The sequence below is a fragment of the Methylomagnum ishizawai genome, from assembly GCF_900155475.1.
Lineage (GTDB): Bacteria > Pseudomonadota > Gammaproteobacteria > Methylococcales > Methylococcaceae > Methylomagnum > Methylomagnum ishizawai_A.
On the sequence record NZ_FXAM01000001.1, the window covers coordinates 19,931 to 46,100 of the forward strand.

Genomic DNA, 26,170 nt, shown 5'->3' on the forward strand with positions numbered 1-26,170 from the left:
ATCCCGGTGGACACGGAATACATACCCCACCCTACGCATGAGGTGAAAATGCCCTAGATTTTCCCCGCGCCCGCCGGTCCCGGCCCGGCGCAAAACTCCAGTTCCATACCCAATGCCAGACGGGCTACCTTGGTATGAAACGAACCATCATGCCTATTTGCCACTGGATGGTCATAGACCAATTGATACTTAGGCCATTGCTTGGCGAAGTCCCATAATTGCCGATGTATCGATTCCACGGCCTGCCGGTTTTCCAGTCCGATAGAATAATGCTGGATGGTATCGTTCGCGAATACCGCGCTCGCCACCCGTGGGCAAGCAATATCCAGCGCATCGGCCTCCACGAACATCGGGATTTCCAGGCAATCCACGGGCCGGGCGATATTGAATAATTCCAGTATCGATACTTGTCCATCCAAACACAGTTTTAAACACAGGATTTCGGTATAGGCACCGACCCGCCGCCGCAAAGCCGGAGAGGCCGGGAAGCGCGATATAGGCTCGACCTGTACGGGTCGCCCTACAATCCGATTCAAACCATCACTCCAATCGTCGAGACAGTGCAGCAACACATCGAAGGGCTGGTGGATTTCCAAGCCCATATGATTCAGCCATGGCCAGGGGGCGAGGGCCAAAACCGCTTGCGCCAGATCGGCATGACCCTCGAAAAAAACCTCGCGCAGCAGGCTATCGACCCGTATGGAGCGGACTTTGGCGACAGCCCGGATAAACTTGCCAAAATCGTAGCGCTGGACCGCGAGCAGTTTATCCCCGTCTTCGATGCGCTTGGCCCGCAAGTGCCGCCCGTGGATACGCCACAAACTTGGGAAGTCCAAGGGCCTCCCCGGAGGTTGAAGATTATAGCTCCCGTCCACGGCATATCCCCGTTCGCCCGCCGTCCCATCAGAATTCAAACCCATCGCCAGGTGATACGCGGAAAGTATTATCGTATCATCGGCATTCCCCGCCAAACTCTTGGCGCGGGGCAACCCAACACTCATCACAGGAAACATCCAGAAATGAAAAATCCAAGCTTGTTCAACACGGCCAGCGCCGCGCTGTCGGTGGCCGCATCGCTCTGGGGCATGGATGCCCAGGCCGGCTTCATCTCGCTGAACGTAAATTACTCGCCGGATGGGGACCACATCACCAGCGTGACCGACGGTTATCTCCATAACACCTTCACCGCCAGTTCAACCGCGTCTAACGGTCAATGGCAGGCATTCGCCATATACAATACCGGCAGTAGTTGTGGCGGTACCTCTTGGGATGGCACAAACTTCTCGCTGGGCACATGCAGCGGCGCTTTTGCCATCAGGACGGACGCCACCCCCACCAACATGGATGTTTATCTCGTCTCGCAGGCGGCCTCTCAATCAGACCTGAACGCCTTCTACACAGATACCCTCTCATTTACCGGCGGTATCGACAGCAGTTTAAATATTTATCAAATAGAAGACGTGGGTGGCACCCAGAATATTTCTACTTCGGGAGGTTCTTTTAATTTGGTATCCGCCGCCTTATTCGGAACGGACGCCGTGGTGACGCTGACCACCCCCGCCAGCGTGCCCGAACCGGCCAGCCTGGCCCTGCTGACCGCTGGCTTGGCCGGCCTGGTCGGCACCCGCCGCCGCAAGCTCCACTAAGCCCGGTCCCGCGCCCGCCCGGCCACGGGCGGGCCGCTTCAATCCTCCCCATCGGCGGGCCGTAAGCTCTCCAACAATGCCTCCACCTGCGCCCTGAGGGCCGGGCGGTCGATCTTCCCCACCGGCGTCTTCTTGATCGACGGCGCGGCCAGGAAGCCCAGGGGCCGCTGTTCGGGCGGCAGGCTCACGGCGCAATAGGACGCCAGGAATTCATGGCGCAAGGGTTCGTCCGCAACCACCACGGCGATGGGCTCCTCGCCCGGCCCTTCCTTGGCGGGCAGGCCGATCACCGCCGCCTCCTTGATCCCCGGCAAGGCCATCAGCACGGCCTCGATTTCGTAGGGGTAGATTTCCACCCCGGCGCGGACGATCAAATCGGTCTTCCGCCCTTTCAAATGGACCCAACCCCCGGCGTCGATGGCGGCCAGATCGCCGGGATAATACCAGTCCTCCCGGAACGCCTCGGGACCGCAGGCGGCGTCTTCCTCCAACAGGAAACCCTCGGCCACGGTCGCGCTACGACAGCGCAAATGCCCGGTGGCCCCGGACGCCAACCGCATCCCGGCGGCATCGACCACTTCGAGGACGGCACCGGGCGCGGCCCGGCCCACCGTCCCGGCCTGGGCGGCGATATCGCCGGGCCGCAGCCCCGAAATCATGCCGAAGCCGGACGCACCGTAGATTTCATGGAACTCCGGGGTCACGCGTTCCCGCAAGGCCCGTTTTTCCGGCGGCGACAAAGGCAGGCCCAGGGACACCAAAGCCCGCAGTTTGGGCAGGAAAGGCCCGTCCTCCCGGTCGCAACTCGCCAGGAGGGCGCGGCACATGTTCGCCGTGGCGAAGCACACCGCGTCCTCGTAGGCGGCGAGGGCGCGGGCGAATTGGTTGAGGCGGTCGAAGCCGGGCAGGAGGTGTAAGGTTCCGCCGAACAATATCTGGTTGATGGCGAATTCGTGGAAAGCGGCGTTGCTGACCGGGGCTTTGAGCAAGGCATGGCCCGGATCGTCTGGCGTCCAACGCCCGCCTAGGAATTCGGCATAGACCGGGGCGCGGGCTAGGCGCTGGCGGTGGGTGGTGACGGTGGCCTTGGGCGGTCCCGAACTGCCGGAGGTGAGGATCACCAGCCGGTTGTCCCCGGCCCGCTGATCGCAACGGGCATCCCCGGCATGACCTTCCAGCACGCGCCGCCACCCCGCCCCGACGGCCACCCGGATCGGCAACCCCCCACCCGCCGCCGTGCCATATTCCAGGAATAACGCCTTGATAGCACAACGCTGGATGACCGCGTCCTGCATCGACAGCGGTAGGTCGGTGGAAATTTCGATGGGCGTCGCCCCGATCCGCATCAGGGCGAAGGCCAGGATGAAATGGTCGGTATGGTTGTCGAGGATCAAGCCCACGCGGTCCCCAGCCTCCACCCCCAGCCCGCACAAATAACGGCTGGCCGCACCGACCCAGGCGGCGAATTCCCCATAGTCCAGGGTGGCCGGGCCTTCCACCAGGGCGGGAACCAGGGGGCGGCGCTCCGCGTAATGGAAGATCGCATCGGAAAGGTTTTCCCAGGCGGGCAGCATATTTCCTCCGGTGGATGGATAAGGGCGGGTTTGGCGCTTCCAGGGCCGGGCAGGGTGTCCACTCGGGCAGCAAGGCTGCTTCGGCTCCAAACCGGGGATGGCTTACCCCACGCCCCGCAGCATCATTTTAACCGGCGGAGCGTTTAAACTTAGTGTCCCGCTAGCCCAGCAATCCCGCAACCCGCCACCGATCCAAAGACGTGTCACCCGATTCCCCTTTCGCGGCCCATCGCGGCCAAACCATCCCGTTGCAGCGCTTCCAGGCCCAGGTCGCGGCCTTGGCCGAACACCTGCCCGACGCTCCTTATGCCGTGAATTTTTGCGAGGACCGCTACCACTTCTGCGTGGCTTTCGCGGCCTGTCTGGCACGGGGCATCGTCACGCTCGCCCCGCCCGACCGCAGCCCGCGCAATCTGGCCTTGCTCGAACAAGGCTATCCGGGCGCGTTGCGCCTGATCGACGGCGCCACACCCTGCGCCCTGGGCGCGGACGGCTACCGGATCGACCTCGGAACCCTGCCGCCACCGGCCCATCCGGTCCCGGCCACGATCCCGCCGGAACGCTTGGCCTTGATCGCCTTCACCTCGGGCAGCACCGGCGAACCCCAGGCCCACGCCAAAACCTGGGCTTCCCTCTGCCAAAGCGCCCGCTTGATCGAGCAAGCGCTGGGTTCGGTGCGGGGCAAGCGCATCGTCGCCACCGTGCCGCCCCAGCATATGTACGGCCTGGAACTCAGTATCCTGCTACCGCTGTGCCGGGGCGGGGTGTTGGACGCGGCCAAAACCTTCTTCCCCGGCGATATCGCGCAAGCCCTGGCCGCAGCCCCCGGTCCCAAAATCCTGGTGACAACGCCCATCCACCTGCGGGCCATGATGGACGCAGCCGAGACCTGGCCCGCGCTGGATCGGATCGTATCCGCCACGGCACCGCTGGATGCCGGGCTGGCCGGGGAATGCGAGCGCCGCTTCCGCGCCCCGCTCATCGAAATCTACGGCTGCACCGAGGCGGGTTCCATCGCCAGCCGGAGGACGGTCGAGGGTGCCGCATGGACTTGGTTCAAGGGCATCGCCTGGGCCGGGGACGGCGAGTCCGGGCATCTGCACGCGGCGCACCTGGCAGCCCCGATCCCGCTCAACGATATCATCGAGCCGCAAGGGCAACGCCATTTCCTGCTACGGGGCCGCACCGCCGACCTCTTGAACATCGCGGGCAAACGCAATTCTATCGGTGCCTTGAACCGGGCCTTGCTGGACATCGACGGCGTGGTGGACGGGGCGTTCTTCCTGCCCGACGAGACAGATGGAAAAACCGCCCGCTTGGTCGCTTTCGCCGTGGCCCCCGGCCTGAGCGCCGCGGTCCTGCTCCGCCGTTTGCGGGAGCAACTCGACCCGGCCTTCGTACCGCGCACAGTCCATTTGCTGGACGCCCTGCCCCGCAACGAGACCGGCAAGCTGCCACGGCACAAACTGGCGGAACTGCTGCGGGAGCGCTCGGGCGGCTAACTCAAGCGCCCCGCCCGCCCGGAATCCGGTGCCCAGCGGCGGGCAACCACAGGCGCAGGCCGGGCGCGGTCATCAGGGTGCTGGCGACGGCCATCAGCACCAACATGGTGAACACGGGCCGGGTGATGAGTCCCAGGTCATAGCCCAGGTTGACCACGATCAATTCCATCAGGGCGCGAGTGTTCATCATGATGGCGATATTGCGCGATTCCGCCGCCGAGAGACCGGCCCACCGCGCCGCCAGGTAGCAGCCGCCGAATTTCCCCAGCACCGCCAATCCGATCAACAGCCCGCACCAGACCCACAACTCGGCGCTGGCCAAGCTCCCGATATCGGTCCTCAATCCGGTGTAGGTGAAAAAGATCGGCAGGAAAAACACCATGATCAGGTTCTCCACCTGATGCTTCCAGGCGCTCACCAAATCGTGCCGGTCGTGCAGCAACACCCCGACCGTGAAGCCGCCGAAAATGGCGAAAATCCCCAATTGGCTGGTCAGCAGCGCCGAACCGAACACCACGACCAACAGCAGCGCCAACAAATCCTGCGGTAGGCTGTCCGGCCCATGGGGAAACCAGCGCAGCACGCGCCGCAATACGGGCCGCAGGACGAACCAGGACGCCAGCAGATAGGCCAACAGCCCGCCGATTTGGATGGCGGTCGCGGTCCAGGAAAACCGGCTCGCGGCCACCGCCGCCACCAAGGCCAGCAACACCCAGCCCACCGCGTCGCTGACCGCCGCCGCCGCGATGGTGATGACGCCCAGACGGTGCCGGGTCAGGCCGAATTCGATCATGATGCGCCCGAGGATGGGCACGGCGGTGATCGACAGGGCGACGCCGATCAGCAGGCTATAGGCCAAGGGCGGGATGCCGGGTGCGAGGACCGGGGCCGAAGCCCAGCCGAAGCCCAGGCCCAACGCGAAGGGCACAGCGATGCCCGCCAGCGTGACGAGGACCATCGCCCGGCGGTTGCGCCGCTCCCCCAGATGGGAAAAATCGAATTCCAGCCCGACCTGGAACATCAACAGGATCAAGCCGACCTGGCTCATAATGGTCAGCGGCGCGGCATCCACCGAGCGGAACAGCCAGCGGAAAGCGTCCGGGGCCACAGCACCGAACAGCGACGGCCCCAGCATCAAGCCCGCCACGATCTCGCCCACGGCGCGGGGTTGCCCCAGCCTCCGCGCGGCATGACCGGCCACACGCGCCGCCACGATAATCAAGCCGATTTGCAACAGGGTGAAACACAGCAGGGTTTCCGCGCCCTGCGCCTTCATACCATGCCCCCGTTGACCCCGAACACCTGCCCGGTGATATAGGACGCCCGTTCCGAAACCAGGAAAGCGACCAAATCGGCCACCTCCTCGGGCCGACCGGCCCGCTTCATGGGCACCAAGGCCGCGATGCGCCCGGCGTCGAACGCCGCCCCGCTCATGGCGCTCTCGATGATGCCAGGCGCCACCACGTTGACCAGCACATTGCGCGACGCCAGTTCGATGGCCAGCGACTTGCTGGCCCCGATCAATCCGGCCTTGGCGGCGGCGTAATTGGCCTGCCCCCGGTTGCCGGTCAGGGCCGCGACCGAGGCGATATTCACCACCCGGCCCCAGCGGGTCCGCAGCATCGGCATCAACAAGGGCCGGGTGACGTTGAAGAACCCGTTCAGGGACACATCGATCACCCGGTCCCATTGGTCGCGGCTCATGCCCACCATGGGGGCGTCCTCGTGCGACCCGGCGTTGTTGACCACGACCTGTATGGGCCGGGCCTCGCTCCGTTCTCCCAGGATACGGGCGCAGGCTTCGGCGTCGGTCACATCGAAAGCCAAGGTTTCGGCGGAACCGCCGGTTTGGTGGATTGCCCCGGCCAGCGCCTCCGCCCGTTCCGGGTTGCGGTAGGCGTGGATCAGCACATGCAAGCCCTCCGCCGCCAGCGCCCGCACAATCGCCGCGCCGATAGCACCGCTGCCTCCCGTCACCAAAGCCTGTTTCATCACCCTGTTTCCCCTGGAAAAAACACCGCCACCCGCCCCGCGACCAAGACCCGGCCCAGGGCGGCGAGGCTGAATCCGTACATCGCGCTATCGGCCCGCAGCGCCAGTTGATGGATGTGAATATCCAGGTCCGCGGGAATATCGTCCAGGCGAACCACGGTCCAGGTGATTTCCCGCGCCAGGGCCAAAAACCCCTGCCGCGCCGCGCCCCCGCCCGCCAACAAAGCGCCATGCACGGCCATGGCCTGGGCGGCGTATTCGATCCCGGCGCAGGGGGACAACACGCCTTCGCGCCGGAGCGGATTATCCGCCGCGCGATGGCTTTGGGCCGTCGCATGCAGGCGCTCGGCATCGTAGGTCAACACCCGGTCCAACAGGCTCATGGACCCGGCGTGGGGAAGCCACTGGGCGAATTCGGAGCGGCTCAAAGCCATGGCCGCACCTCCAGGCGCAGGCAACCGCCCATGCCGCAGCCGAGCCGGATTTCCGTGTCCAGACCACGGGCCAAGGCGGCCAATAAAGGCAGGCCGCGGGCGGCGGGGTTGCCCAGCCTGAGGCTTTCCAAGCCCGGATCGTCCAAGCGCGTGGCGGGCAAGCCCTCCGGCAGGAAACCGCCCCGCAGTTCAGCGAAAACACCCGGCGCGGCGCTGACCCGCAACAGCAAAGCCATCCCGAACGGGGCCGACAACGGCCTGAATTCCGCGACCGGGAACGGCGGTGGCAGGTCGTAGGCCACCAATAACACATCCCTGCCCTCCTGGCCGCAGCGCAGCAAAGCCTCGGCCAGCCCGGAACCAAAGCTATCGTCGTAGCCGCACAGACTATCGACCGCGCCCCGGCAGCCGGTGGCGATGCTCCAATAGCCCGAGGCGGCGTTATGCACGGAATTATGGAACGCCGTGGGCGAAAGGCGGCGGTCGGTCCCGGCCAGTTGCTCGAAGATGCCATGGATCACCTCGACCTCGCCGCCCGAGGAGGCGAACACCGCCACGATATTGCCAGGGTCGGCCCCGCCCAGGGCCGCGCCCGCCACATCCACGGCCAGGCGCGTCACCAGGGTCGAGCGGCGGCGCTCGGTGGCGGGCAGGCCGGTCCCGGTCGGGCGGGACAGCGCGGCGGGCGCATAGGGTTCGATCCCGGCCAGGATGGCCCGGCTCGCCGCCCAGCCTTCGAGTCCCGGTCCCGACACGCCGATCCCGGCGATATACACGCGCCTCATGGTCCCAACCTCCCGAGCAACAGGCTGGCATTGTTGCCACCGAAACCGAAGGCATTGCACAGGACGGCGTTCATGGGGCGGTAGCGGGGTTCGAGCAGGATATGGGCGGAAAAATCGGGATCGACCCGCCGGGTTTGGAGGCTGTGCGGCGCGAAGCCCTCCTCCAGGCACAGGCAGGCGACCAGCGCGTTGAGGATGCCCGCCGCGCCCAGGGTGTGGCCGGTCCAGCCCTTGATAGAACTGCACGGAGCGCCCGGACCCAGCACCGTATGCAGCGCCCGGTCCTCGGCGCTGTCGTTGCCACGGGTGGCGGTGCCGTGCAGCACGGTGTAATCGACCGCGCCCGGTCCCAGCCCGGCGCGGCCCAGGCATTCGGCCATGGCGACCGCCGCGCCCGCGCCTTCCGGGTGCGGCGAGGACATATGGTAGGCATCGGCGCTTTCGCCATAACCCAGCAAGGCCAGGCCGGACCCGCCCCCGGCCCGCTCCAACAACGCGAACCCGGCCCCTTCGCCGATGGAAATGCCTTTGCGTAGCACGTCCGCCGGGCGGCAAGGCTCGTCCGAGACCAGTTCCAGCGCCGCGAAGCCGTACAGGGTCGTGAGGCATAGGCTGTCGGCCCCGCCCACCACCACCGCATCGCACCAATCCGCCGCCAACCAGCGGGCCGCGCTGGCGAAGACCTTGGCGCTGGACGAGCAAGCCGTCGATATCGCCACGGCGGGACCGGCGAGCCCTAGGTAATCGCGGACGAAATCGGCGAGGGCGAAAGTATTCTGGACCTGCCGGTAGCGGAAACCGCGGGGCAGACGGCCTTGGGCATCGCGGTCGCGGTAGGCCGCTTCGGTTTCGAGGATGCCGGAAGTGCTGGTGCCGACGATCACGCCGACGCGCCCGGCACCATAATGCTCGCAAGCCGCCGCCACCCGGTCGGCGAAGCCATCGCATTCCAGGGCCATCCGGGCCAGGCGGTGGTTGCGGCATTCGTAGCGCGCCCAACGTGCGGGCAGGGGGAGCGCTTCGACGCCCTCGACCCGCCCGATCCAGGTGGCAAGATCGGTCCCTGGGAAATCGCAGGGTCGCAGCCCCGAACGCCCGGAGCGCAAGGCCGCCAGCGTCGCGGTCCGGCCCAGCCCCAAGGCGTTGACCAGGGCGTAGGCGCGGATGGCGATGGGGGACATGGGCGGGGAGACAGCCAATGCCGAAGCTTGGGCTTGGGTTTCTAATTCCAAAAACATAGGGAAATTATCGCGGAACGGGACGCGGTTGGGCCAGCCATGCGGCGAAGGCGATGGCGAGCAAGGCACCCAAGGCCACCGTGGACCCGATGGAACGGAGGATATTGATGTCCGACAGCGCCAGCGTGCCGAACGCCAGTACCGAACTCAGGCCACAAACCAACAGGGATAACAGGGTGCGGCGGCGCTCTTCCGGGTCGGCGGCGTCGCGGTTGAAGAACAAAGCCTGATCCAGGCTCAGCCCCATCACCAACAGCAAGGACACCAGATGATAAAGGGTCAAGCCATGGAACAGCACGGCCATGGCCAGCCCGGTACACAGCCCGGCGGTCAGGACCGGAGCCAACACCCGCACAGCCAGGGGCAAGGAGCGCAAACCCAGCCCCAGCAACAGGACGATGGCGGCGAGGCTTCCGGCCAGCAAGGCGATGGCCTCGCGCCGGTAGTCGCGGACTATGCGGGTGGATTCCTCGCGCAGGTCGAGGTCATACACCCCCCGCTCCCGCCAGGGCGCGAGCCGGGCGGCGATGGCGGCAGGGTCGGCGATGCCGCTCAAGGGGATCAAAGCCACCCAGCGGTCTTGCAACGGCAGCAACAAGCTATCGACCTGGGCGGCGAACGGGGTATCGGCCAGGTCGGCGCGGCTCAACGGGGCTTGCCGGCGGGCGGCTTCGACCCCGTCCAGGAACGGCTGGAACGCCTCCGGCTTGAACGGCAGCCCGCGCAAGGCTTCGCGCAGGTTCGCGGCCAACTCCGGCCCCGGTGGCAACGCCGCCAACCGCCTGGCCTGGGCGGCGCGGCTGGGCAGGAAGCGGGCGGCCAGTTCGTAGCCGCCCAAGGCGTGGTCGCGCTTCAAGGCTTCGAGATCGACGGCGACGGCTTCCGACAAGCGCAGGGCGGCCTCGGCATCCGGCCCGGTCGCCAGCACCAGCTTGCGTAGGTCCGGCACGCCGAAATCGCGGCGCAAGGCTTCGTCCAGCGCCTGCCGTTCCGCCGGGACCGGGTTGAGGGCAGCGATATCATCGTTCCACAAGGGCGAACCGCCCAGCATGAACAGCGCCGCCAGCAGCAGCGTCAGCCCGAAGGGCAGCCAGCGCCAGCGCGGAAACCCAGGCCATGAAAACCCCGCGCCCCGCTCCACCCAAGCGGGCAAGCGCACCGTCCCATCTCCCGCCAACACCGGCAACACCCAGCGCGTCGCCAAGCCCGCCGCCAGCAGCCCGCCGCCCGCGAACACCGCAAGTTGGGCCAGCCCCGCGAACCCCGAGAACAGCATCGCCGCGAACCCCGCGACATTGGTCAACAGCCCCAGTCGCAACGTGGGCCAAATCCGGGCCATGGCGCGGGCGGGTGGTTCGCGTGGCGACAAATGGGTGAAGAAATGATTGGGATAATCCGCCGCCACCCCGACCAGGGTCGCCCCGAAGCCCAAGGTGATGCCGTGGACCTCGCCGAAGGCCCAACGGGTCGCCGCCGCCCCCGACACCACCCCGGTCAAGAGCGGCACCAAGCCCAGTCCCAACACCCGCAACGAGCGGTACACCCCGAACAACAGCAGCATGACCAAGCCGCTGTTCAGCCCCGAAAGCCAAGCGGCGTCGTGGGTGATGCGGCGGTTGGATTCCACCGAGAGCGGTCCCGGCCCCCCCAGCACCAGCCGCATGGCGGGATCGGTGCGCAGGGTTTGGAAGCGTTCCCGCACCCGTTCCAGCGCCTCGGCCTGGGCGGCGATATCGAAGCCGGACGCACGGGTCCGCGCCAACAGCAAAGCCCGCCGCCCCTCCCGCGCGAACCAGACCCCGCGCCGCGCCACCGGCCCCCGCTCAACCAGCCAGCCCTGCAATAGGCGTTGCCATGCCCCGGTGGGATCGCGGGTCAGCCAGGCTTTTTGCAGCATCCCCGTGGGCGAGGCCAATTCGGCCAAGCGGGCTTGCAGCGCGGTATGCAGGGCGGCGGCGGTGAATGGTTCCGGCCCCGGCTCCGGGTCCAGCCCATAGCGGTGGGCGAACAAGTGCTGTTCCAGGGTGGCGAGACCCGCCCCGACCGCGCCATTGTCCACCCGCTCGAAGCGCGGATCGGACGCCAAGTTTGCCGCGAGTTGGCGGCTGGTGGCGGCCAGCGCGGCCTCGTCGGCATTTTCCAGGGCGATCATCAATACGCGGGATGCCGGTCCCTCGCGCATCTGCTGCACCAGCACCGCATCCAGGAACCCGGCATCGCGGGGCAGGAAGAAAGTCAGGTCGGTGGTGATGGCGGTGCGGAATAGCAGCCACCATGCGCACAACGCCAGCCACAAGAGCCACAGCAGCAGCGGTGCCTTAGCCCTCACGGAAGCGGCTCGAAGCTGAGGGAAGCATGGTCGCCGCCCGCCTCTTCGATCTCCATGCGGAGCAGCCGGTCGTCCTCACCTTCCAGGCGGACGCCACGGATCACCGCCACCAATTCCGGGCGGACCGGGGCCAGGGCCAGCAGCCAACGCTTGCGCGATCCGCCCAGGCTGGGACGCCAATAGCGCGACAACCCCGCCAGATCGCCCGCCAAAGGTGCGCGGAGGCTCTCGGCGAAAGCCTCCAGCGCCGGATAATCCGCCAGGGCCAATTCGATCTTCTGGCCCGCAGCGGGCTTGCTCACGGTCACGCTGCCGCCATCGATGAGGTAATCCTCCGGCGCGGGCCGTTCCACATGCTTGGCGAGGTAGGCGGGCCGGCGGAATTCGAGCGTACCTTCGAGCCGCAGCGGTGTTTTCAGCACGGCCAGGGTCTTGGTTTCCACGAAACGGGCGCGCATATGGGAGCGGGCGGCGAGGCGGGCGAACAAATCCGGCAGCGTCAGCGCGGGGGGCGGCCCGGCGGCGTGGACCACGCCCGCCGACAACAACACCAGCAAGACCAAACCGCCGCCCCTAATCTTCGATCCGCCAAAAATCATGGAAGTTGAACCAGTTATAAGGGGCCAAACGGCAGTAATGCTCCAAGCGCCCGGCATAGCGCTGCATGATGTCGCGTACCGCCGTTTCGCGCTCCCCGCGTGGCAAGCTGGGCGGCGCGTCGGTCAAGGTCTCGAAATAGACCTCGTAGCGGCCCCAGCCCCGGTGCAGGCAGACGAACAGCAGCAAGGGCGCTTGCAGTATCTGCCCCAGCAAGACCGGCGCTTGCGGGAAATAAGCCGGTACCCCCAGGAAATCGCATAACACGCGCTTATCGCCATGGAGTGCGCGGTCGCCCAGCAAAGCCACCCATCCGCCCCCGGCGATATGCTCATCCAGCCCCAGCAGCGAGCTTGGATTGCCCATATCGACAATATCCTCGTGCAAGGCCGGATTGAGCCTGCGATACAGCCCCGCGATCAAGGGCGTGCGCTCGCCATGCACCAGGGCTTTGACCTTGAAGCCACCCCGGACCCGGCCCACGGCCCGGATGATTTCGAAACTGCCCAGATGCGCCCCCACCAAGATGCAACCCCGCCCCGACCGCGCCCGGCTTTCCAAAAGTTCCAGGCCATGCACCCGGATATCCAAGCGCCGATCCTGCCCGGCCAGCACATAGACCCGGTCCAACAAGGTGCAGGCGAAGGTATGGTAATGTCGGAAGCGCTCGGCGAGTCCCGGTTCCCGCGCCAAAATCCGCCGCAGATACGCCGTGGACGCCGCGCCGGTGCGGTTGGCGAACAGCAGGAAATACGCAGTGATGGGATAGAGCAACAACCAAGCCAGCCCGCGCCCCAACCGCAGCGCGATCCAAACGATGGCCCGCAGCCAGAACAGGCTGCTGCGCTCGGGAATATTGAGCCAAGCCTCGGTCATGGCGGGAGCAGGGCCAGGAGGCCGGACGCGATGGGCCGTCCCGCCGCCACACAGATGAAACGCACACCACCATCGGCGCGAGGTTCGAATTCCACCCGGCAGGCTTCGCCCGGTGCCAGAATCCCCGTGAATTTGGCGCTGACGATCCCGGACACCCGGCGGGCCGGTTCGATCCGGGCCAGGAGCGCCAGCACCTCGTCCAGGACGACCACGCCGGGCACGATGGGCCGTCCTGGGAAATGCCCGGCCAAGGCGGGATGCTGCTGCGGGATGGTGAATTCCACGGGCGGACTCAAGACCGTTGCGAAACGGCGTCGGTGCGGGGCGCGGGTGGGTTCTCCCGCGCCAGCCAGCCATGCCGGAGCAAGGTGCGGATCACCTGCGACAGGCCGACATGGCGGTAATCGCGGTAACGGCGGCGGCGGTAGAGGTATTCGCCCAGGAAGAACAAGGCCATCAGCGCGTAATCCAGGGTATTGCCGAACAACACCACGGTCCGGGTCGAGGTGAACACGGCCAGCGCCGTGGCATTCAGCGCCAATAGGCAGAACAACCCAGCCCAGGCGGCGGTCAGGCGGCGGGTATAAAGCAGCAAGGCGTCCGCCATGGGTTCGCCATTGCGGGCCAAGCGGGCGATGCGGGTGATCAAGGGTTCGTGCCCGCGCCGCAAGGTGGACAGGAACAGCCAGCCCACCAATAGGTTCACCACCACCGGAAACACCGCCACCGCATCACCGGGCCACAAGGCCAGCCCGGCCGAAGCCAGCCCCGCGCCCATGCCGATGGCCACCGCCCGGACCCAAGCCGCGCCCTCGACGCACAATCCCAGCAACAAGCCCAGGGCCAACACGCCATTGGGCAGGCCCAGCCAGACCGGCGGCAACAGGCCGGATTGCAGCAGCGCGAAGGACAGCAGCGGAAACCCCAACGCCAAGGCGGTGAACAGGGGCAAGCGGGCTTGGGCCATGGCGCTCAATCGAGGGTGCGGCGGGTCGCCACGGTGGCGGCCAGCGCCCCCAGCGAGGAGAAGATGCGGGTGATATCGGGATCGTCCGATTTGATCTGGAACCCGTAGCGCTTGGAAACCACCACCGACAGTTCCAGCAGGTCGATGGAATCCAAACCCAGGCCTTCGCGGTATAAAGGCGCGGCGGGGTCGATGGACCCGGCTTCGGTATCCAGGTTCAAGGCATCGACCATCAGCCGCGCCAGTTCGAGTTCTAACGGATTCAATGCGGACATCGGGAAATTCTCTACGGAAAGCGTGGGTATAGCAGTGTAGCCGCGTGGCTTGGGCGGTGCCTAGCGGAGGCGGACGACGCCTTCGATCTCGACCAACAGATCGCCCCGGCAAATATCCCCGGCCAGATAGAGGACGGGGCTGGCGGGATGCAACGCATCGACAAGAGCATCACGCACCGCCCCGTAATCGCCGGGATGGCGGAGATAAACCTTCCAGGTGGCGGCGTCCCCCAGGCGGGCTAGGTCATCGGCTCCCGCCCGCGCCAGGATGGCCCTAAGGTTCGCCAGCGTGGTCCGGCATTGTCCGAGGAGATCGCCCGGATGCACGGTCTTGTGTCCGACAATGCTGGCGGTGCCGGAAATGAACAAGGTCCGCCCGAACACCATCGCCCGCGAAAACGAAGGACTGCGCGGCCCGTAGACCGGCGGGTAGCGGTAGGCGCTGATCTGGCGCGGATTCTCGATCTGGGTCGCGCCGCCCTTCCCGGCCAGGAACACCACCCACAAATCATCGCGTCCCGAGCCGATGGCGCTGGCGGCCGGCAAATCCTCGCCCAAGGCGGAACCCGCCTCCGCGAACGCCTGATAGCGCCCGACGCAGAACCGCCGATAACGCTCCAGCCCGAACTGCTCGCGGTTGATATCGGGCAGGTAGTTCCACATCCGCACCAGGGTCGGATAACCCAGCGCCCGCGCCAATGCGACGATGCGGCGGTAGGCACCCTGCGCGGCGGCGTCGGGTTCCGCAGCATCGACCCGGACCCTGCCGAACAGCAACTCGCCATTCAAGGCATAGCGGATACCCCCAACCTCGCCATATTCCACCGGACCCGGCGCATACCAAGCCTCCAGGAAAGCGGGACCGCCCAAGGCTTGCAGCGGGATATCAGCCCTGGGCAGGGCGGACGGTTCCAGGCCGCCCGGCCAAACCCCATAACCGATCACGCCCAGCAGCGCCTCGCCCGCCCCGGCGAACGGGAGCCGGTCGGCGGGCGCATAGGCGAGGCGGAGACCGGACATCCAGGAAGCAGGATGGGAAGGAGCGGCTATCGTGGAAGAAACACAGCGCATGGGAAAAGCGATCAGCAAAGGGAAACTCAAGGTCCGGCATCGACCAGGGCCGGACCCGGTGGCGTAGCCGCCCCACGCCAGCGCATCCACAGGCTATTGATGCGGTAAACCCAGCGGAAGGCGAACAAGGGTAGCATGAGCGGCGTATTGCGGAAGATATCCCCGGCCAGCAGCGAAATCACAGCCTCCTGCATACGGAAGGCGTTTTGGGGGTGCATGAACAAATCGCGGATGGCGGGCGTGGTGACGCGGTAGATGAACCAAGAGAAGGTCTTGAGACCGCGCTTGATCGAACGCTCGAAGCGGGCCAGCCGCGCCTGGGCCGAAGCCGGGTCTTTCAGGAGGCCGTCCACCGCCTCGGCCCCCAGGAAGGCGCTGTTCAAGGCCAGATGCACCCCGCTGGAAAACACCGGATCGATGAAGGCATAGGCATCGCCCACCAGGATAAAATTGCGGCCCGTCATGCGCCGGGATTGGTAGGAATAATTGCCGGTGGCGGTGACGCCGCCCACGAGGCTGGCGCTTTGCAAACGCGCCGCCACGCCGGGGCACAAGGCGATGGTATCGCGGAAGAATTGTTCCACCGGCACGGCGCGGCTTTTCAGGTATTCGGGGCGACAGACCGCGCCCACGCTCATAGTGCCGTCGCGTAGCGGGATCATCCAAAACCAGCCGTGATCGAACCAATAGATGCTGATATTGCCCTCGTCGCGGCCCGTCCAGCGCTCGGCCCCTTGGAAATGGCCATACAAGGCGGCGCTGCGGTGGCGGGGGTTGGCCTCTTTCACGCCCAGGTGGTCGGCCAGCAAGGTATCGCGGCCGGTCGCATCGACATAGAACCGCGCCGTCCAGTTCTGCCGCCCGCCCCGGTCGTCCACGGCGCTCACGGCGGCGATGGCGTCGTCGGCGTATTCGATGCCGTCCACCCGGCAGCCCTCGTGGACTTCGGCCCCCTGGGCCGCGCAATTCCTGAGCAACAGATGGTCGAACTCCGAACGCCGCACCTCGTAGGCATAGGGATAGGATTTATCGATGGCGTCGCCGAACTGGAAGGCCACATGCTTGCCGTGATACACGGAATGGAATTCGGCGGCGTATTTCTTCAGCCCGATCCGGTCGAGTTCCTCGCGCACGCCGAGTTGCTCGAAATAAGGCAGGCTCAGCGGCAACAGGCTTTCGCCGATGTGGAAGCGCGGATGGCGGTCCTTATCCAGCACGACCGTATGCCAGCCGCGCCGGGCCAACAAGGTGCCGATAGCGGCACCAGCGGGACCGCCGCCGATGACGAGGACGTCGCAGCTGCGGGGGGTTGCGTTCTGCATCAGGGCAAACCTCTTGGAGTTCCGTGGTATCCGAAGGATACCGTTTTTCGCCGGGACGGACCTGGATGTAGTTGACAAAATCCATACCAAAGCGCGAAAGCCCGCACTCACCGGGCCGCTTTGAGCGCCGTGTATTCGCTGAAGATGCGGGCTTCCACATGGCGGTGCGGCCGCTCGAAACCCGCGAGCGCCAGGGCTTCCAGGACGCGGGCCGATTCCACCATCGAATCCAGGGTTTCCCAGTAATATTCCATGAGATAGCGGGCCTTGCGGCTGCCGGTGACGAACTGGGTGCAACGCGGCATGAAATCGCGGAAATACAGCCGGGCCCAGGCTTGGGCGATGGGACCGTCCGGCTTGGTGATATCCATGATGAGCAGCCGCCCCCCGGCGTCAGCACACGGTGGAATTCGCGGAACGCGGTCGCCAGATTCTCCACATGGCACAGGGCGAACCCCATGCTGAGGAAATCAAAGCCATCCCCAGCCAGAAGCACCGCATCCGCCGTGCCGAGGACATGCTGGGCGGCGGGCAAGCGCCAGGCCGCTTCCCGGAGCATCCCGAGGCTAGGCTCGACGCAGGCGATCCGGGCGGCATCGCCCAGGATATAGGCGGCGGCGCGGGCGGTGAGGCCCGTCCCTACGGCGATATCCACCACCGCCATCCCCGGTGCCGAAAAACCCCCAACCCGCCACCCGTTCATAATAGGGAGCGGACTGGTCGAAAACCCGGCGCAGGAAGGCTTGCTTCTCCACGCTGGAGGCATAATGGGGCGCAAGTACGGGATGCGGCGCGAATCGGTGATCGGCGTTCATGGTTCCGGGATGCGGCAAACTGGGATCGATGGGCCGGAAAGTAGTTTCAGCGATTCCGCCGGATCGCGGCATCCCACCGGATTGAATAGCGAGTTTCGGTTTATTATCCCTGCGGAATGGCGTCCCGGACCATATCCCCCATGCGCGGACCGTCAAAGAACCCACCGCCCAGCCAGCCAACCCGTCCATGACCGACACCGATACCCCTAGCCCCTGGCATCCCCCTCCCTTCATCGTCCTGTCCGTCCTGGCGCATCTCGGCGCGGCCGCGGTGTGGCTGTGGCGACCCGACCTGTGGGCTTGGAGCCTGGGGATCGTCGCCGCCGACCAAGCCGTGCTAAGCCTGGCCGGCCTATGGCCCCGCAGCCGCCTACTCGGCCCGAACTGGACCGCCCTACCCCGCGCCGCCGCCCTCCGGGGCGAAATCGCCATCACCCTGGACGATGGGCCCGATCCCGCAATCACCCCCGCCGTGCTGGACCTGCTCGACCGCCACGGCGCGAAGGCGACCTTCTTTTGCATCGGCGAGCGGGTTTTGCGCCACCCGGAACTGTGCCGGGACATCGCCCGCCGCGGCCATGCGCTCGGCAACCACAGCCACCGCCACACCCCCGGTTTCGCCGCCTCGGGCTGGGCCGGCTTCACCCAGGAATTAGCCTTGGCACAGGCCGCCTTGACCCAGGCCACCGGCTGCCGCCCGTGTTTTTTCCGGGCACCCTTCGGCCTGCGCAATCCCCTGCTCGATCCGGCCCTGGCCCGGTTCGGCCTGACCTTGGCGAGTTGGACCCGCCGGGGTTTCGATACCCGCGAGCGCGACCCGGCGCGGGTGGTCCGCAGGCTGCTGCGCGGGCTCAAGGCCGGGGACATCTTGCTGCTGCACGATGGCAACGCGGGCCGGACGGCGGCGGGCGAACCCGTGGTCCTGGCGGCGCTGCCGCCCTTGCTGGACGCCATCGCCGCCGCCGGACTGCGACCCGTGACCTTGGAGGAAGCCCGCCGATGACCGCCCGCCACCTCTCCGAATTGGTGGCAACCGCCGCCGCCCGTTACCGTCCGGCGGGGCGTTTCGCTTGGCATTTCGCACAGGGCAAATTGGCGGGCGATCCCGTGTTCGCGGGCCTTTTGGCGCGGGGCTTGATCGCCGACCACGCGGATATCCTCGACCTGGGCTGCGGCCAAGGCTTGCTCGCGGCTTGGCTCCAGGCCGCCAGGGAGCGCCATGGCTGCGGCGCTTGGCCCGACGCTTGGCCCCCTCCGCCGCGTATCCGCGCCTACCGGGGCATCGAACTCATGCCCGCCGACGCCCACCGCGCCCGCACCACCCTGGGCGCGGACGCGGACATTGTTACCGGCGATATCCGCGCTGCCGACCTCGGCACGCCCGATACCGTGGTCATCCTCGATGTGCTGCATTTCATCGGCCACGCGGATCAAGCCGCCTTGCTGGCCCGCATCCACGCGGCCCTAACCCCTGGCGGAACCCTGCTGCTCAGGATCGGAGACGCTGCGGGCGGCGCGAAGTTTGGGTTCGGTCTTTGGGTGGACCGCTGGGTTGCCTTCGTCCGGGGCCATGGACTGGCCCGGCTGCATTGCCGGACCTTGCGCGATTGGGTGGCGTTGCTGGAAAGACTGGGTTTCGCGGTGGAAGTCCTACCGATGGCCCAAGGCACGCCCTTCGCCAATCAATTGCTCATCGCCCGCAAACCAACCGCCGCCACAACAGGACCGGCAGCCGGAGCATGAAACCGAACACCAAGCGGATATGCATCCAGGTCAGCAGGCGGTTATCCCGCCAATAATCGAAATGGGAAACGCCGCCTTCTTCCCGGCTCCAATATTTCACCGGCGCGGGCAGGTTGACCGCCTCGACCCCCAGCCAGCGCAGACGCACCGCCGCTTCCGGGTCGAAATCGAACCCCCGCATCCAGCGCCGCCCCGCCATCACCCGGCGTAGCGGCGCGATGGGATAGACCCGGAAGCCGAACAGCGAATCGCCGATGCCGCTCCACAGGGTTTCGAGGTTGGCCCACCAGTTCGAGATTCTCCTGCCCTTGACCCGCAAGGCCGGGGCGCTGGCATCGAACACGGGGACACCAAGGATCATGGCGTCCGGCTCCCTCATTGACGCCGCCATGAACTCCGGGATCGAGGCGGCGGGATGCTGGCCGTCCGAATCCATGGTCAGGGCGTGGCTAAACCCCGCCTGTGCCGCCAATTCGATCCCATGCAATACCGCCGCGCCCTTGCCGCGGTTTTCCGGCAGGACGATCACCACCAAGCCCGGATCATGGGCCGCCAACGCCGCGAGGCTTGCCGCCGTGCCATCGGTGCTGCCATCGACCACCACCCAGACCGGACTCCAATAGCGCCGCGCCTCGGCCACGGTCGCGTGGACCTTGGGACCGGGGTTGTAGCTGGGGATCAAAACCAGATGGGTATCAAAGGGAGGATTCATCGGCGGTTTCCTGGCGGGTCCGTGGGTATCCCGGCACGGCGGGCCGGCGGGCGGATAGGGGGTTCACGCCGAGTTCGGCGGCGAAATAGGTTTCGAGTACGCGGGTGAAGCCGCGGATATCCTCGGGCGGATCGAACCGCCGCCCCAAGCGCACGCGGTAGCTGAGCGGCAAATCCGGGCGGCGGTGCAAAGGCCAACGCTTGCCCAGGAAGGGCGAATCGGTCTCGATGAACACCGTTTGTACCGGCACCCGCGCGTGATGTGCGATCAGCCCCGTGCTGCCCTTGAAGGCGTTGACCGGCGGACGGGTGGTGCGGGTGCCTTCGGGAAACAGCAGGAGGTGGCTGCCATCGTCCAAGGCCCGCACCGCCCGCTTGATCATCGCATGGCCCGTATCGTTGCGGATATAGCAGGCCAGCCGCGCCCCGGCCCCGAACAGCAGATTATCCATCAGGCTGGCCTTGAGGATGCAGGCCACATCCGGCAGGCGGGACAAAATCATCACGGCGTCGAGCAGGCCGGGATGGTTGGGCGCGAGAATCAGGGCCGGTCCGCCACGCAGGGCATCCAAGGCCGAAAGATCGAAACGGCACGCGCCGATCCAGCCCAGCACGGCAAGATAGAGCCGGAACCCCGCCATGATGACCCAGCGCCCGAGTTGTCGGCCCCGGCGTTCCGGCAAGCAGCGGCACAGCGTCGCCGCCAGCAGCGACCAGGCGATGCACAAGCCAGCCAGGAACGCCAATCCGAAGCACAGCGCGGCGTATTCGTAGAGGATTTTGAGCTTCCGCATGGGGTAGGCCGTGGAGGGTTCTTCCTGAAAATCCACACGATGGCGCGTGGGGGCCGACCCCGATTGTACGTGGGAATCGTGGCAATAAAAAAACCCGGCGGAACATCGCTGCTCCGCCGGGTTTTTCCGTACTGGGTGGGATCGCGTCAGCCGCGGCCTTTCCGGTATTTCTCCAAGGTCCGCAACTGCGCCATGGCATCGACCAACTGGGCTTGGGCCTGGGCGTAATCGAGCTTGCCGGATTTATCGGCCAGCATATCCTCGGCTTGGCGCTTGGCCTCCAGCGCCGCCATCTCGTCGATGTCGCGGGCGCGGATGGCGGAATCGGCCAGGATCGTCACGAGATGCGGCTGTACCTCGATCATTCCGCCGGAGATATAGAACGGATGGACCTCGTCGGCGCTGACTTTCACGCGAACCTCGCCCGGCTTCAACCGGCTGAGGAAGGGCGCGTGGCGGGCGGCGATACCGACTTCGCCCATTTCGGCCGGAGCCACCACCAGTTCCGCTTGGCCCGAATAAATCGCGGCTTCCGCGCTCACGATGTCCACATGGATCGTCATCGCCATGATGTCTTACCCCTATCAGGCAGCCAAACGCTTGGCTTTTTCCAAGGCTTCGTCGATGCTGCCGACCATGTAGAACGCCTGTTCCGGCACGTCGTCGAATTCGCCTTCGACGATGCCCTTGAACCCGGCGATGGTGTCCTTCAGCGACACGTACTTGCCGGGCGAGCCGGTGAAGACTTCAGCCACGAAGAACGGTTGCGACAGGAAGCGCTGAATCTTGCGGGCGCGGGACACGGTGAGCTTGTCTTCCTCGGACAGTTCGTCCATGCCCAGGATCGCGATGATGTCGCGCAGTTCCTTGTAGCGCTGCAAGGTGGACTGCACCCGGCGGGCGGTTTGGTAATGCTCTTGGCCCACGACCAGCGGGTCGAGCTGGCGGCTGGTGGAGTCCAGCGGGTCCACGGCGGGATAGATGCCCAGTTCCGCGATCTGACGCGACAACACCACGGTGGCGTCCAAGTGGGCGAAGGTGGTCGCCGGGGACGGGTCGGTCAAGTCGTCGGCGGGCACGTACACGGCCTGGATGGAGGTAATGGAACCGATCTTGGTGGAGGTGATGCGCTCTTGCAGCACGCCCATTTCTTCGGCCAGGGTCGGCTGATAACCCACGGCGGAAGGCATACGGCCTAACAGCGCCGACACTTCGGTACCGGCCAGGGTGTAGCGGTAGATGTTGTCGATGAACAGCAGCACGTCACGGCCTTCGTCGCGGAAATATTCCGCCATGGTCAGGCCGGTCAGCGCCACGCGCAGACGGTTGCCCGGCGGCTCGTTCATCTGGCCGTAGACCAGCGACACCTTGTCGAGTACGCCGCCTTCGCTCATTTCGTGGTAGAAGTCGTTGCCTTCGCGGGTACGTTCGCCCACACCGGCGAACACGGAGTAACCGCTATGCTCGATGGCGATGTTGCGGATCAATTCCATCATATTGACGGTCTTGCCCACGCCCGCGCCCCCGAACAAACCGACCTTGCCGCCCTTGGCGAAGGGGCAAACCAAGTCGATCACTTTGATGCCGGTTTCCAACAGCTCGTTGGCGGCGGCTTGTTCCTCGAAGCTCGGCGCTTTGCGGTGGATACCCCAGCGGGCTTGTTCGCCGATGGGGCCTTTTTCGTCGATGGGGTTGCCCAAGACGTCCATGATGCGGCCCAGGGTTTCCTTGCCGACCGGCACGGAAATCGCCGCGCCGGTGTCGGCGACCGCGAGGCCGCGCTTCAAACCGTCGGTGCTGCCCATGGCGATGGTCCTGACCACGCCGTCGCCCAACTGTTGTTGGACTTCCAACACGGTTTTGCTTTCTTGGACGTTTAGCGCGTTGTATACCTTCGGCAGCACCTCGCGCGGAAATTCCACGTCCACGACGGCGCCGATAATCTGAACGATTTTGCCCGAACTCATTGTTGTCCTCTTAAAATCTTTTGGGGTGATGCGTGATCGGCCCGTTTAGACGGCGGCCGCGCCGCCGACGATTTCCGCGATTTCCTGGGTGATGGCCGCTTGCCGCGCCTTGTTGTAGATCAACTGCAACTCTTTGATGAGCTTGCCGGCGTTGTCGGAAGCGCTCTTCATCGCCACCATCCGGGCGGCTTGTTCGCAAGCGTTGTTCTCGACCAGCCCCTGGAACACGATGGATTCGACGTACCGGACCAGAAGCTGGTCCAGCACTTCCTTGGCGTCCGGCTCGTACAGGTAGTCCCATTGGCCCTTGTTCGGCTCTTCGCTGAGTTCGCCGGCGTTGATCGGGAGCAATTGGACCAGGTTGGGCTTCTGGGTCATGGTGTTCACGAACTCGTTGTGGAGTACGTACAACTGGTCGATCTTGCCTTCGTTGTACTCGTCCAGCATGACCTTGATGACGCCGATGATATTCTCCAAGTGGGGCCGGTCACCCAGCTTGGTGGCCTGGGCGACGATGTCGGCACCGACCGAATTGAAGAACACCGAACCCTTCTGGCCGATGGTGCAGAGCTTGACGCCGGTGCCGTCCTCGGTCCAGCCGCGCAGCTTACGCAGGGCCAGACGGAATAGGTTGGCGTTCAAGCCACCGCACAAACCACGGTCGGAGGAAATCAGGATCACGCCCACCTTCTTCACATCGCGCTCGACCATGAACGGATGTTTATATTCCGGGTTAGCGGTCGCCAGATGCTGGATGATCTGGGCGATCTTCCGGGAATACGGGCGGGTGGCCTGCATCCTATCCTGGGTCTTGCGCATCTTGCTGGCGGCGACCATTTCCATGGCGCGGGTGATCTTCTGAGTATTCTTGATACTCGCGATCTTCAGGCGGATTTCTTTGCCGACGGCCATCGCTTTAACCTTACCAGGTGTGGGTTGCTTTGAACTGGGTCAGCGCGTTGCGCAAGCCCGCCTGGATCTCGTCGTTGTAGTCGCCGGTCGCGTTGATCTGGTCCATGAGGGCCGCCTGGGCGGACTTCATGTAGCCTTGCAGGGCGTCTTCGAAATCACGGACTTTATTGACCGGCACGTCATCCACGAAGCCTTCGTTGGCCGCGAACAACGACACCGCGATCTGGGCGACGCTGTAGGGGGCATATTGGCTTTGCTTCATCAGTTCGGTCACGCGCTGGCCGCGTTCGATCTGCTTGCGGGTGGCTTCGTCGAGATCGGAAGCGAACTGGGCGAAAGCCGCCAATTCACGGAACTGCGCCAAGTCGAGACGGATACCGCCGCCAAGCTTCTTGATGATCTTGGTCTGGGCCGCACCACCGACGCGGGACACCGAGAGACCGGCGTTCACGGCGGGGCGGACGCCCGCGTTGAACAGGTTGGTTTCCAGGTAAATCTGGCCGTCGGTGATGGAGATCACGTTGGTCGGCACGAAGGCGGACACGTCGCCAGCCTGGGTTTCGATGATCGGCAGGGCGGTGAGTGAGCCGGTCTGGCCGGTCACGGCACCATTGGTGAGCTTCGTAACTTCTTCGGCGTTGATGCGGGAAGCGCGCTCCAGCAAACGGGAATGCAGATAGAACACGTCACCCGGATAGGCTTCGCGCCCCGGCGGGCGGCGCAGCAGCAAGGAAATCTGCCGGTAGGCCCAAGCTTGCTTGGTCAAATCGTCATAGATGATGAGCGCGTCTTCGCCGCGGTCGCGGAAAAATTCGCCCATGGAGCAACCGGAGTACGGCGCGATGAATTGCAGCGCGGCGGATTCGGAAGCGGAGGCGGCGACGATGATGGTGTGTTCCATCGCGCCATGTTCTTCCAGCTTGCGCACCACGTTGGCGATGGACGACTGCTTCTGGCCGATGGCGACGTAGATGCACTTAACGCCGGTGCCCTTCTGATTGATGATGGCATCGATGGCGATGGCGGTCTTGCCGGTCTGGCGGTCGCCGATGATCAACTCACGCTGGCCGCGACCCACCGGGATCATGGAGTCGATGGACTTCAAGCCGGTTTGCAGCGGCTGACTGACCGATTGACGGGCGATTACGCCGGGGGCGATTTTTTCGATGGGGGAACGTTCTTCGAAGTAGATCGGGCCTTTGCCATCGATGGGATTGCCCAAGGCATCGACCACACGACCCAACAAGCCACGGCCCACCGGCACATCCAAGATGCGGCCGGTACAACGTACGGTGTCGCCTTCGGCCAAATGCTCGTACGGTCCCAAGACCACGGCACCGACCGAATCGCGTTCCAAGTTCAAAGCCATACCGTAGCTATTGCCGGGGAATTCAACCATTTCCCCCTGCATCACATCGGTCAGGCCATGGACGCGCACGATGCCGTCGGTGACGCTGACGATGGTGCCTTCGGTGCGCGACTCTACGCCCAGATCGAAATTCTGGATGCGCGCCTTGATGAGTTCACTGATTTCTGATGGATTCAGCTGCATGATTCTTTATCTCGCTCTAGTTCCAGAGGCTCTTAGTCAAGCGCTCGATCTGGCCGCGCACGGAAGCGTCGATCACGCGGTCCCCGGCGCGGATGTAGACGCCACCGATCAAGGCGGCATCGACCGTGACCCGCAAATGGGCTTTCTTCTTCAAGAAGCCTTCGACCGCGGCGACCACTTTGGATTGTTCGGACTCCTCCAAGGGATACGCCGACGCGACATCGACCTCGACATAACCCTCGTCTTCCGCCTTGTATTCCCGGAATTGCTCGGCGATGTATTTGACCAGCCCGAGACGCCGGTTCTGGATGAGCAACCGGACGAAGTTCCCGGTTTCTCCCTCCAACTGGCCTTGGCACAGGTCGAGGAACGCGCGGGTGAAAGCCTCGCGCTGGGTTTTCGGATTCGTGGCGGCCGCCAGGATGCGCTGGTCATCCATCACGGCGGCGACGAAGGCCAAGGCATCCGCCCATTGCGCGGCGGTTCCAGTTTCCTTGGCCCGCTGGTAAGCGGCGACGGCGTAAGGCCGGGCCAATGTCGTTAGTTCGGCCATTATGCTTGACCCAATTCCTTAGCCAAGTTGTCGATGATGTCCCTGTGCTTGTCCTGGTCGACTTCCTTTTGCAGGATTTGTCCGGCGGCGGCGATGGCCAGTTCGGCGACCTGCAAGCGCAAGCCTTCTTTCGCCTTCTGGATTTCGCGTTCGACCTCGGCCTGGGCGGCGGTTTTGATCCGGTCGCCTTCGACCTTGGCCTGTTGCTTGGATTCATCGACCAGTTCGTTGGCCCGCTTCTGGGCCAGACTCACGAGGTCGGCGGCTTGATCCTTGGCTTCACGCAGCAAAGTGGTCGCACGCTTTTCGGCCAGTTCCATCTCGTGCTTGCCTTTGTCCGCGGCGGCGAGGCCGTCGGCGATCTTCTTCTTGCGCTCTTCCAGGGCTTGCATCAAGGGTGGCCACACGTACTTCATGGTGAACCACACCAGAAGCGCGAACGTGATCATCTGGCCGATCAGAGTGGCGTTAATACTCACAGCGCTTGTCCTCTTGAATTAATCCGTAGTGGCGGC

General features: G+C 65.2%; 28 protein-coding genes and 1 pseudogene. 4 read left to right on the plus strand and 25 right to left on the minus strand.

The window, feature by feature from the left end; genetic code table 11:
• Positions 1 to 53 precede the first annotated feature (53 nt).
• On the minus strand, positions 54 to 836 hold the full coding sequence (locus B9N93_RS00115; RefSeq protein WP_125468769.1) for a hypothetical protein: 783 nt from the start codon (positions 834 to 836) through the stop codon (positions 54 to 56).
• Between the two features lie 183 nt (positions 837 to 1,019).
• On the opposite strand from B9N93_RS00115, the gene B9N93_RS24335 reads away from it, so the two are divergent.
• Positions 1,020 to 1,646: a PEP-CTERM sorting domain-containing protein gene (locus B9N93_RS24335; RefSeq protein ID WP_125468770.1), complete on the plus strand. Its 627-nt coding sequence runs from the start codon at positions 1,020 to 1,022 to the stop codon at positions 1,644 to 1,646.
• A gap of 38 nt (positions 1,647 to 1,684) precedes the next feature.
• Here the strand turns inward: B9N93_RS24335 and B9N93_RS00125 are convergent, their stop codons facing one another.
• The gene (locus B9N93_RS00125) at positions 1,685 to 3,220 is read right to left on the minus strand and encodes a class I adenylate-forming enzyme family protein (RefSeq protein ID WP_085209746.1); all 1,536 of its coding nucleotides are present in this window, start codon (positions 3,218 to 3,220) and stop codon (positions 1,685 to 1,687) included.
• A gap of 200 nt (positions 3,221 to 3,420) precedes the next feature.
• Here B9N93_RS00125 and B9N93_RS00130 point away from each other — a divergent pair, with 200 nt between their 5' ends.
• Positions 3,421 to 4,722, plus strand: a complete 1,302-nt coding sequence (locus B9N93_RS00130; protein ID WP_085209748.1) for an AMP-binding protein — start codon at positions 3,421 to 3,423, stop codon at positions 4,720 to 4,722.
• A gap of 1 nt (position 4,723) precedes the next feature.
• Here the strand turns inward: B9N93_RS00130 and B9N93_RS00135 are convergent, their stop codons facing one another.
• The 15 genes and pseudogenes from B9N93_RS00135 to B9N93_RS26775 all read right to left on the minus strand — a co-directional run.
• On the minus strand, positions 4,724 to 5,998 hold the full coding sequence (locus B9N93_RS00135) for a cation:proton antiporter (protein ID WP_085209750.1): 1,275 nt from the start codon (positions 5,996 to 5,998) through the stop codon (positions 4,724 to 4,726).
• Entirely contained in the window at positions 5,995 to 6,714 is a 720-nt protein-coding gene (fabG, locus tag B9N93_RS00140) for a 3-oxoacyl-ACP reductase FabG (protein ID WP_085209752.1), read from the minus strand. Before fabG ends, B9N93_RS00135 begins: the two co-directional genes overlap by 4 nt.
• Positions 6,714 to 7,148, minus strand: a complete 435-nt coding sequence (locus tag B9N93_RS00145; RefSeq protein WP_085209754.1) for a hotdog family protein — start codon at positions 7,146 to 7,148, stop codon at positions 6,714 to 6,716. Before B9N93_RS00145 ends, fabG begins: the two co-directional genes overlap by 1 nt.
• A complete protein-coding gene (locus tag B9N93_RS00150; RefSeq protein ID WP_085209756.1) occupies positions 7,139 to 7,933 on the minus strand; it encodes a beta-ketoacyl synthase chain length factor in 795 nt (264 codons plus the stop codon). The genes B9N93_RS00145 and B9N93_RS00150 overlap by 10 nt, the downstream gene beginning before the upstream one ends.
• Positions 7,930 to 9,171, minus strand: coding sequence for a beta-ketoacyl-[acyl-carrier-protein] synthase family protein (locus tag B9N93_RS00155; RefSeq protein WP_254899308.1), 1,242 nt, complete (start codon positions 9,169 to 9,171; stop codon positions 7,930 to 7,932). Before B9N93_RS00155 ends, B9N93_RS00150 begins: the two co-directional genes overlap by 4 nt.
• Positions 9,172 to 9,178: 7 nt before the next feature.
• The gene (locus B9N93_RS00160) at positions 9,179 to 11,500 is read right to left on the minus strand and encodes an MMPL family transporter (protein ID WP_125468771.1); all 2,322 of its coding nucleotides are present in this window, start codon (positions 11,498 to 11,500) and stop codon (positions 9,179 to 9,181) included.
• A complete protein-coding gene (locus B9N93_RS00165; protein WP_125468772.1) occupies positions 11,497 to 12,099 on the minus strand; it encodes a LolA-related protein in 603 nt (200 codons plus the stop codon). The genes B9N93_RS00160 and B9N93_RS00165 overlap by 4 nt, the downstream gene beginning before the upstream one ends.
• Entirely contained in the window at positions 12,074 to 12,973 is a 900-nt protein-coding gene (locus B9N93_RS00170) for an LpxL/LpxP family acyltransferase (RefSeq protein WP_085209762.1), read from the minus strand. Before B9N93_RS00170 ends, B9N93_RS00165 begins: the two co-directional genes overlap by 26 nt.
• The gene (locus B9N93_RS00175) at positions 12,970 to 13,257 is read right to left on the minus strand and encodes a hypothetical protein (RefSeq protein ID WP_217807240.1); all 288 of its coding nucleotides are present in this window, start codon (positions 13,255 to 13,257) and stop codon (positions 12,970 to 12,972) included. The genes B9N93_RS00170 and B9N93_RS00175 overlap by 4 nt, the downstream gene beginning before the upstream one ends.
• An 8-nt stretch (positions 13,258 to 13,265) precedes the next feature.
• Positions 13,266 to 13,940: a COG4648 family protein gene (locus B9N93_RS00180; protein ID WP_085209767.1), complete on the minus strand. Its 675-nt coding sequence runs from the start codon at positions 13,938 to 13,940 to the stop codon at positions 13,266 to 13,268.
• Between the two features lie 5 nt (positions 13,941 to 13,945).
• Complete coding sequence (locus B9N93_RS00185) at positions 13,946 to 14,215, minus strand: phosphopantetheine-binding protein (RefSeq protein ID WP_085209769.1); 270 nt, start codon at positions 14,213 to 14,215, stop codon at positions 13,946 to 13,948.
• Between the two features lie 60 nt (positions 14,216 to 14,275).
• Positions 14,276 to 15,235, minus strand: coding sequence for a chorismate transformation FkbO/Hyg5 family protein (locus B9N93_RS00190; protein WP_085209770.1), 960 nt, complete (start codon positions 15,233 to 15,235; stop codon positions 14,276 to 14,278).
• Positions 15,236 to 15,312: 77 nt separating this feature from the next.
• A complete protein-coding gene (locus tag B9N93_RS00195; protein ID WP_085209772.1) occupies positions 15,313 to 16,608 on the minus strand; it encodes an NAD(P)/FAD-dependent oxidoreductase in 1,296 nt (431 codons plus the stop codon).
• 107 nt (positions 16,609 to 16,715) lie between these two features.
• The gene (locus B9N93_RS26130; RefSeq protein ID WP_254899309.1) at positions 16,716 to 16,979 is read right to left on the minus strand and encodes a hypothetical protein; all 264 of its coding nucleotides are present in this window, start codon (positions 16,977 to 16,979) and stop codon (positions 16,716 to 16,718) included.
• A gap of 20 nt (positions 16,980 to 16,999) precedes the next feature.
• Positions 17,000 to 17,374: pseudogene (locus B9N93_RS26775) on the minus strand (class I SAM-dependent methyltransferase); the annotation flags it as partial.
• A gap of 236 nt (positions 17,375 to 17,610) precedes the next feature.
• Here B9N93_RS26775 and B9N93_RS00205 point away from each other — a divergent pair.
• Positions 17,611 to 18,426 (plus strand): polysaccharide deacetylase family protein, encoded by an 816-nt coding sequence (locus tag B9N93_RS00205; protein ID WP_085209776.1) that lies wholly within the window; start codon positions 17,611 to 17,613, stop codon positions 18,424 to 18,426.
• A complete protein-coding gene (locus B9N93_RS00210; RefSeq protein ID WP_085209777.1) occupies positions 18,423 to 19,166 on the plus strand; it encodes a class I SAM-dependent methyltransferase in 744 nt (247 codons plus the stop codon). The genes B9N93_RS00205 and B9N93_RS00210 overlap by 4 nt, the downstream gene beginning before the upstream one ends.
• On the opposite strand, the gene B9N93_RS00215 is transcribed toward B9N93_RS00210, so the two are convergent.
• The 8 genes from B9N93_RS00215 to B9N93_RS00250 form a co-directional block, all read right to left on the minus strand.
• Entirely contained in the window at positions 19,114 to 19,878 is a 765-nt protein-coding gene (locus tag B9N93_RS00215) for a glycosyltransferase family 2 protein (RefSeq protein WP_085209779.1), read from the minus strand. The two genes, B9N93_RS00210 and B9N93_RS00215, sit on opposite strands and share 53 nt — an antisense overlap.
• The gene (locus tag B9N93_RS00220) at positions 19,862 to 20,671 is read right to left on the minus strand and encodes a lysophospholipid acyltransferase family protein (RefSeq protein ID WP_085209781.1); all 810 of its coding nucleotides are present in this window, start codon (positions 20,669 to 20,671) and stop codon (positions 19,862 to 19,864) included. Before B9N93_RS00220 ends, B9N93_RS00215 begins: the two co-directional genes overlap by 17 nt.
• A 146-nt stretch (positions 20,672 to 20,817) precedes the next feature.
• The gene (locus B9N93_RS00225; RefSeq protein ID WP_085209783.1) at positions 20,818 to 21,240 is read right to left on the minus strand and encodes a F0F1 ATP synthase subunit epsilon; all 423 of its coding nucleotides are present in this window, start codon (positions 21,238 to 21,240) and stop codon (positions 20,818 to 20,820) included.
• A 15-nt stretch (positions 21,241 to 21,255) separates the two neighbouring features.
• Positions 21,256 to 22,638 (minus strand): F0F1 ATP synthase subunit beta, encoded by a 1,383-nt coding sequence (gene atpD / locus B9N93_RS00230; protein ID WP_085209785.1) that lies wholly within the window; start codon positions 22,636 to 22,638, stop codon positions 21,256 to 21,258.
• Positions 22,639 to 22,683: 45 nt separating this feature from the next.
• Positions 22,684 to 23,550, minus strand: a complete 867-nt coding sequence (gene atpG, locus B9N93_RS00235) for a F0F1 ATP synthase subunit gamma (RefSeq protein WP_085209786.1) — start codon at positions 23,548 to 23,550, stop codon at positions 22,684 to 22,686.
• Positions 23,551 to 23,560: 10 nt separating this feature from the next.
• On the minus strand, positions 23,561 to 25,102 hold the full coding sequence (gene atpA, locus B9N93_RS00240; protein WP_085209788.1) for a F0F1 ATP synthase subunit alpha: 1,542 nt from the start codon (positions 25,100 to 25,102) through the stop codon (positions 23,561 to 23,563).
• Between the two features lie 16 nt (positions 25,103 to 25,118).
• The gene (locus tag B9N93_RS00245) at positions 25,119 to 25,655 is read right to left on the minus strand and encodes a F0F1 ATP synthase subunit delta (protein WP_085209790.1); all 537 of its coding nucleotides are present in this window, start codon (positions 25,653 to 25,655) and stop codon (positions 25,119 to 25,121) included.
• On the minus strand, positions 25,655 to 26,134 hold the full coding sequence (locus tag B9N93_RS00250) for a F0F1 ATP synthase subunit B (protein ID WP_085209792.1): 480 nt from the start codon (positions 26,132 to 26,134) through the stop codon (positions 25,655 to 25,657). Before B9N93_RS00250 ends, B9N93_RS00245 begins: the two co-directional genes overlap by 1 nt.
• Positions 26,135 to 26,170 lie beyond the last annotated feature (36 nt).